At 73.9% G+C, this 6845-nt stretch carries 7 protein-coding genes; 3 read left to right on the top strand and 4 right to left on the bottom strand.

The features are described from left to right. Positions 1-769: IclR family transcriptional regulator (locus tag ACYVM4_RS01920; RefSeq protein ID WP_460667475.1), on the bottom strand; the 769-nt coding region annotated here is incomplete at its 3' end. Positions 770-851: 82 nt separating this feature from the next. After that, entirely contained in the window at positions 852-1172 is a 321-nt protein-coding gene (locus tag ACYVM4_RS01915) for a putative quinol monooxygenase (RefSeq protein WP_368833715.1), read from the bottom strand. Between the two features lie 136 nt (positions 1173-1308). Here ACYVM4_RS01915 and ACYVM4_RS01910 point away from each other — a divergent pair, with 136 nt between their 5' ends. Genes ACYVM4_RS01910 through ACYVM4_RS01900 form a run of 3 tightly spaced genes read left to right on the top strand, consistent with a single transcriptional unit; the run spans position 1309 to position 4517 of the window. Next, the gene (locus tag ACYVM4_RS01910; RefSeq protein ID WP_460667474.1) at positions 1309-1686 is read left to right on the top strand and encodes a hypothetical protein; all 378 of its coding nucleotides are present in this window, start codon (positions 1309-1311) and stop codon (positions 1684-1686) included. Between the two features lie 42 nt (positions 1687-1728). After that, a complete protein-coding gene (locus tag ACYVM4_RS01905; RefSeq protein ID WP_460667473.1) occupies positions 1729-2442 on the top strand; it encodes a FadR/GntR family transcriptional regulator in 714 nt (237 codons plus the stop codon). 8 nt (positions 2443-2450) lie between these two features. Continuing rightward, positions 2451-4517 (top strand): bifunctional anthranilate synthase component I family protein/aminotransferase class IV, encoded by a 2067-nt coding sequence (locus ACYVM4_RS01900; RefSeq protein ID WP_460667472.1) that lies wholly within the window; start codon positions 2451-2453, stop codon positions 4515-4517. Here ACYVM4_RS01900 and ligM read toward each other — a convergent pair. Continuing rightward, positions 4514-5923 (bottom strand): vanillate/3-O-methylgallate O-demethylase, encoded by a 1410-nt coding sequence (gene ligM, locus ACYVM4_RS01895; RefSeq protein WP_460667471.1) that lies wholly within the window; start codon positions 5921-5923, stop codon positions 4514-4516. The genes ACYVM4_RS01900 and ligM overlap by 4 nt on opposite strands. A gap of 62 nt (positions 5924-5985) precedes the next feature. Continuing rightward, complete coding sequence (gene purU, locus ACYVM4_RS01890; protein WP_368823239.1) at positions 5986-6840, bottom strand: formyltetrahydrofolate deformylase; 855 nt, start codon at positions 6838-6840, stop codon at positions 5986-5988. Positions 6841-6845 lie beyond the last annotated feature (5 nt).

The raw sequence follows: 6845 nt of genomic DNA, 5'->3' as shown, positions 1-6845 counted from the left end.
CCCCCCCCGCCCGCAGGGCCCGCCCCACCCGGTCCGCGGCGTCGCGCAGGACCGGCGCGATCGACCGGTGCCGTCGCTCGAAGTCGGCGGGCCGCAGGGACACGGCCACGGAGCCCAGGGTGCGCCCGGCGGAGTCGACCACGGGCGCGGCCAGGCACGAGGCGCCGGGCACGAACTCCTCCCGCTCCACGGCGACGCCCTCCGCGCGCACGCGCCCGAGCTCGCGCCCCAGCTCCTCCGGTGTGCTGAGCGTGCGGTCCGTGAGGAGGCGCATCCCGTGGCGCCCCAGGTAGTCCGCCACCTCGTCGTCGTCCATGCGCGAGAGCAGGATCTTGCCGAAGGCCGTGGCGTGGGCGGCGCCCGTGAAGCCGAAGTCCATGGGTTCGATGCGCGGCCGGCGCGGGGAGTCGACCACGTGCGCCACCACGACGGCGTCGCCGCGGTAGACCGCGAAGTAGGCGGCGGCGTCGGCGCTGACGTGCAGCTCCCGCACCGCACGCTGGACGGTGGCGGGGACGGCGACCTGCTGGCGCAGGGAGGCGTCGAGGGCGTGGAGCTTGTAGCCCAGTCCGTAACGGCGCTGGTCCCGGAGGTGCACCACGTGCTCGGAGGCCACGAGCGTCTGCAGCAGACGGTAGACCGAGGGCAGCGGCATCCCGAGCTCGGTGCTGATGTCCTTCGCCGTGGCCCCGCGGGGGTCCCCCGCGACCACGTCCAGGAGGGCGAAGGCCTTCTGGACGGAGGCCATGCCGGTGTCGTGTGCGGTCATGCCTCACATTCTGGCGTGCCGGATTGCACATGCCAACAGCCCGGGAGCCTCGCTCCCGGGCCGGCGGCCGGTCAGGGGCCGGTCACCCGACCGTGATCTCGCCCATCCGGTTCCAGTCCGAGGCCGAGATCTGCTCGCTGATGATCTGCGGGGTCTCCACGAGCGCCTGGGGCGCCTCCGCCGTGAACTTCTTGAAGTGGTCGCTGTTCACGTGCGGGCCCGCGCCGTCGTCGGCGAAGGCCTCGACGAGCACGAACTCGTGGGGGTCGTCCACGCTGCGGGACCAGTCGAACCACAGGTTGCCCGGCTCCGCACGGGTGGCCTCGGTGAACTCCTTCGAGAACTCGACCCAGCGGTCGGCCCACTCCGGCTTCACCTTGAACTTGACGACGATGAAGATCATCCTTGCTCCCTTCTCGCGGACGCCCCGCAGCAGCCGGGACTCTCCGTGCCAGTCTCGCGGTCCGTGGAACGGCCCGCCAAGGCAGGTTATCGCGGACCGATAACGACGGCGTCCGGCTCCCCGTACGGTGGATCCCATGACTGAGCCGACACCGCCGACCGCACCGGACACCGTGGACCTCGACGGGAGGACGTTCGTGGGCGTGTCCAACGCCGCCGACGGGGACGTCGGCTCCGACACGGTCTTCGCCTACCGGCAGGAGGACGACCTCGTGTGGGCCGAGTACGCGGGCGGCGCGGTGCGCAGGGGCTTCCTCGTCGGCACGCGCACCGGGGACGGGCTGAGCTTCCGCTACTCACACCTGGACGACGCCGGGGAGACCGCCGGTGGGGCGTGCACGTCCCGCATCGAGGTGCTCGGGGACGGCAGGGTGCGCCTGCACGAGACCTGGGCCTGGGAGTCCCGGGCGGGCAGCGGGCGCAGCGTGGTCGAGGAGCTCGGCCGCCGGTCCTGATCCCGGGCTGCGGGGCCGCTCCCGGGGTGGGATCATGTCCTCATGAGCCGCAACCTCACCTCCGCCCTCGTGGACGACCTCCGGGCGCGCATCGTCGACGGGCGCTTCTCCCCCGGCGAGCGCCTGCCCAGCGAGAGCACGCTGATCGCGGAGCACGGGGTCAGTCGCACGGTGGTGCGCGAGGCCGTCGCCCGGCTGCAGGCGGAGGGGCTCGTGCACACCCGGCGGGGCAGCGGCAGCTTCGTGCTGACCCCGCCGGCCGCGTCCGGCGGGACGAGCCGGCCGGTGCGGACCCTGCAGGACCGGCGCCGGCTGCTGGCCTTCCGCACCGGGGTCGAGTCCGAGGCCGCCGCGCTGGCGGCTACGGCCCGGGAGGAGCACCAGCTCGCCCGGATGGAGGACGCCCTGGCGCGCTCCGAGGAGGAGGTCGACAACCCGGCCGCGTCCCTGGAGAACGACTTCGAGTTCCACCGGACCGTGGCTGAGGCCAGCGGGAACCCGTACTACGTGGACGCCCTCACCGGTCTCGGGCCGGCGATGATCACCATGCCGCCGCGCCGGCTGGACGGCGCCCCGGGCGGCGGGCGCGCGGCCCGGGTCGCCGCCGAGCACCGGTCGGTCCTGGACGCGATCCGGGCCCGTGACCCCCTCGCCGCGTCGGCGGCGATGCGCGCGCACCTGGCCAACTCCCGGTGGCGGCTCGAGGCGGAGGCGGGCGGCAGCGGGCCGTCCGCGACCGCCCCGGAGAACGGCTGAGGCCCGGCATGGCGAGGGAGGAGATCCTCACCGGGGTCCGGCTGTCCCCGGTGCAGATGCTGCGGGCCCTGCGGGACCAGCCCGGGCTGGTGGGGCTGTTCGGCGACTGGCACGACGGCGACACCGTGATCGGCGTCCGGCCGCTGCGCGTGCTGGGCCCCGACGAGGACCCCTTCGCCGCCCTGGACGCTCAGGCCCCGGCGGAGGTCGATCCCGGGGAGGTCGATCCCGGGCCGGCCTTCGGCGGCGGCTGGATCGGCTACCTCGGCTACCAGCTGGCCCGGCGGCTCGAGCGGCTCCCCGCGGCCCCGCCGCGCCCCGCACGGCTGCCGGACCACCACCTCGGGTACTACGACCACGTCCTGCGCCACCGTGCCGCGGACGGCGCCTGGGTGCTCGAGTGGCTCCCCGGCACGGACCCGGCCCGGGTGGCGGCCGTGCGGGAGCTGGCCCTGGCGGCCCCGGACGCCCCGTACGGGCCGGCACCCTACCGGTGCGGGCCCTTCACGGCCGACGCCTCGGCGGCCGCGCACGCCGCCGCCGTGACCGCGGTGCTGGGCCACATCCGTGACGGCGACGTCTTCCAGACCAACATCTGCCGCGGTCTCGCGGCCGATTTCGAGGGCGACCCGCTGGACCTGTTCTGCGCCGGCCAGCAGACCCTGACCCCCCGCTTCGCCGCCTTCCTGCGCCTCCCGGAGGGGGCGGTGGCGAGCCTGTCCCCGGAGCTGTTCCTGCGCCGCACCGGGCGCACGGTCCTGACCTCCCCGATCAAGGGCACCGCGCCGGCCACGAGCGACCCCGCGGCGCTGCACGCCTCGGCGAAGAACCGGGCGGAGAACGTCATGATCGTGGACCTGATGCGCAACGACCTCTCCCGGGCGTGCGTGCCCGGATCGGTGCGGGCCCCCGCGGCGCCCCGGGTGGAGCCCCACACCGGGGTCCACCACCTGGTGGCGGACGTGCACGGGCAGCTGCCCCCGGGGCTCGGGGACGGGGCGCTGCTGCGGGCCACGTTCCCGCCGGGGTCCTGCACGGGCGCGCCCAAGATCCGGGCCATGGAGATCGTCAACGCGCTCGAGCCCGCGGCACGCGAGGTCTACACGGGGGCGATCGGCTGCGCGGGCCCGGCCGGCCTCGTGCTCAACGTGGCGATCCGCACCTTCGAGTTCACCGGCGACCGGGTCCGGCTGGGGGTGGGCGGCGGGATCGTGGCCGACTCCGACCCCGCGGACGAGGCGCACGAGACGCTCGTGAAGGCGGTGCCCCTGCTCGACGCCGTCGGGGCCGTGCTCGACGAGGACCTCCGGGAGGACTGGGACGGGCACCGGCCCGCGACCGTCCTCGAGCTCCTCCCGGCCCTGCCGGTCCTCCCGCCGGTGCGCGCGGAGGGGGTGTTCACCACGCTGCTGGTGCGCGAGGGCGAGCCCGTGGACCTCGAGGCCCACCTCGAGCGGCTCGGCGCCAGCTGCCTCGCCTGCTGCGGCGCGGCCCTGCCCGCGGGCGTCCACGGCGAGGTGGTGGACCGGGCCGCCGCGCTCCCCGGCCCCCACCGGTTGCGGATCACCGCGGTGCCCGCCCCGGCGGGCGCCCTGACCGTGACGGTCACGGCCACGGCCCTCCCGCCGGAGCCGGTGCCGCCGTGGCGGCTCGTCCCCGTCCGGCTGCCCGGCGGCCTCGGCGGGCACAAGTGGGCGGACCGCCGGGCGCTCGCCCACGAGCCGGTCCCGGGACTGTGGTCGCGCAGCTGCGACCCGCTGCTCGTGGACGCCGACGGCACGCTCCTGGAGGCGGGCCGGGCCAACGTCTTCGTCGTCGTCGACGGCGCCGTGCTCACCCCGCCCGCGGACGGCCGGATCCTGCCCGGCGTGGTGCGCGCCCGCGTGCTGGCGGCGCTGCGCGCCGCCGGCACGGACGTCCGCGAGCGCCCGGTGAGGTGGGAGGAGCTCGCCCGCGCCACCGAGGTGTTCGTGACCAACTCGGTGGCGGGCGTGCACCCCGTCGGGGCGGTCGACGGCGTCGGGCGGTGGGAGCCCGGGCCCGTGCTGCGCGCCCTCCGGCTCCTCCTCGGTTAGCGCCCGGCCGAAGCGGTCCGCCAACCGCCGTGGTAGTCCTGGCGCACCACCTCGGAGTAGGGCACCGGGCTGACCACGGCGCGGACCTCGAGCTGCTCGTGCGGCTCCACGGTCGTCTTGCGGCTGCCCCCGTCCGGCTCGCCCCAGACCACCTTCAGCTCGGTGCCCTCGGGCACGTTCGGGTCGACGGTGGCCAGGGACAGACCCTTGCGCTCGTTGTAGCTGTAGCCGGTGAACATGGACAGGCCCACGGTGCGGCCGTCGGCGTCGACCACCGCGTCGTAGTTGGACGAGCCGTAGTTGGCCAGGGGCAGGTCGAAGTACTTATAGTCCGGGCCCTCGGTGTCGAAGAGGGAGGCGAAGATCTTCGTCATGTCCTCGGCGTTCCACGCCAGGGTCGCCTTGCGGCGCTGCGCGGCGGGGTCCATGGCCTCCAGCGCGTCGCGCCCGATGAAGTCGTGGTCGAACTTCACGAACGACCCGTAGCCCAGCTCCCACGGCGTGAGGTAGTAGTCCTCGATGTTCTCCGAGACGAAGCTGCCGGCGAGCGCGTTGGTGGCCTCGTAACTGTCCGCCCCGAGCCACTTCCGGTAGTCCGCCGTGCCCTCCCCCGTGTAGACCGCCGGCAGCGGGGACGGGATCCAGCCCGACTCGAGGGTGTTCGAGGGGTACGCCCGGGCGCCGACGGGCACGATGCCGAACTCGGCGCCGACCTCGAGGATCGTGGTCCGGACCTGGTCGTAGGTCTCGTAGGGGCCCCAGATCTCCAGGCCGGGGGCGCCGGCCATGCCGTGGCGCAGGGTGCGGACCTGGGCCCCGCCGACGTTCATGCGGTCCATCGTGAAGAACTTCAGCTGCTCGAGCGGTCCGCCGTTGAGCTTCTCGATGATCTGCCACGCGCTGGGGCCCTGGATCTGGAAGCGCCAGTACTTCCGGACCACGGGCTTGCCCATCGGGCGGGACGGGGAACGGCGGTCGACCTCGATGTCGACGTCGTAGCCGCCGGTCTCGCCGTGGTAGAGCAGCCAGTTGGCGGCCGGGGCGCGGCCCACGTAGACGTACTCGTCCTCCGCCTGGTGGAAGAGGATGCCGTCGCCGATGACGTGGCCGGCCGGGGTGGTGGGCACGTACTGCTTCGCCTTGTTCACGGGGAACGTCTTCGTGCTGTTGATCGCGGTGTCCGAGATCAGTCGCAGCGCGTCCTTGCCGCGGATGAACAGGTTGTCCATGTGGTGGGACTGGTCGTAGAGCACGGCGGCCTCCCGCCACGCCTTCTGCTCGCTGCGCCAGTTGTGGAACTCGGGCGCGACGACGGGGTAGACGTACGCGCCGATCTGCGAGTTGCGGAGCAGCTCGACGGTGCCGTTCGAGGCGTCGAGGACGTCCTGGAGAGTGCGGGGTGCCACGGTGAACTCCTTCTCTGCGGTGGTGCCCCGTCCGCGCTCGCGCCGACGGGGCGGGACGGGGATCAGAACACGATGGTCTGGCGGTCGTGGCGGATGATGCGGTCCTGGCAGTGCCACAGCACGGCGCGGGAGAGCACCTGCCGCTCCACGTCCGCGCCGCGGCGGGCGAGCTCCTGCGCGGAGTCCCGGTGCGAGGCCCGGACCACGTCCTGCTCGATGATCGGGCCCTCGTCGAGGTCCTCGGTGACGTAGTGCGCGGTGGCGCCGATGATCTTCACGCCCCGCTCCTTCGCCTTCCGGTAGGGCTCGGCCCCGATGAAGGCGGGCAGGAACGAATGGTGGATGTTGATCACGGGCACCCCGACCTCGGCCAGGAACGAGGAGGACAGGATCTGCATGTAGCGGGCGAGGACCACGAGGTCGACGTTGCCCTGCAGCAGGCGCAGGTGCTCCGCCTCGGCCGCCGCCTTGTCCTGGGCGGGGACGTGGAAGAACGGGATGCCGAAGCCGCGGACGTCCGCGGCCATGTCAGGGTGGTTGGAGACGACCATGGCGATCGTCATGGGCAGCTCCCCCCGGCGCTGGCGCCAGATGAGGTCGAGCAGGCAGTGATCGGACTTCGAGGCGAAGATCGCCACGCGCCGCGGCACCGAGAGGTCCGTGAACCGCCACTCCAGCTCGAAGCCGTCCGCGAGGGCCGCGCCGAGGTCCTGCTCGAGCGCGGGGCGCAGCGCCGGGTAGCCGGACAGGTGGAAGACCGTGCGCTGGAAGAACGCCCCGCCCTCGGGGTCGTCCGAGTGCTGGTCGAGGGCCACGATGTTCGCGCCGTGCCGGGCGAGGACCTCGGTGACGACGGCGACGATCCCCGGCTGGTCCCGGCCGTGCACCACGAGGCTGGCGTGGTCCGGGCGGAGCATCGACG

This window comes from Kocuria himachalensis (assembly GCF_054784195.1).
The sequence above is the reverse complement of the archived record's forward strand: the minus strand, read 5'-3'. Positions and strand labels throughout refer to the sequence as shown.

Excerpts from the sequence above, each read along its gene's own strand:
- ACYVM4_RS01915 (WP_368833715.1), bottom strand. The coding sequence starts at position 1,172 with ATGATCTTCATCGTCGTCAAGTTCAAGGTGAAGCCGGAGTGGGCCGAC.
- ACYVM4_RS01910 (WP_460667474.1), top strand. The coding sequence starts at position 1,309 with ATGACTGAGCCGACACCGCCGACCGCACCGGACACCGTGGACCTCGAC.
- ACYVM4_RS01905 (WP_460667473.1), top strand. The coding sequence starts at position 1,729 with ATGAGCCGCAACCTCACCTCCGCCCTCGTGGACGACCTCCGGGCGCGC.
- ACYVM4_RS01900 (WP_460667472.1), top strand. The coding sequence starts at position 2,451 with ATGGCGAGGGAGGAGATCCTCACCGGGGTCCGGCTGTCCCCGGTGCAG.
- purU (WP_368823239.1), bottom strand. The coding sequence starts at position 6,840 with ATGCTCCGCCCGGACCACGCCAGCCTCGTGGTGCACGGCCGGGACCAG.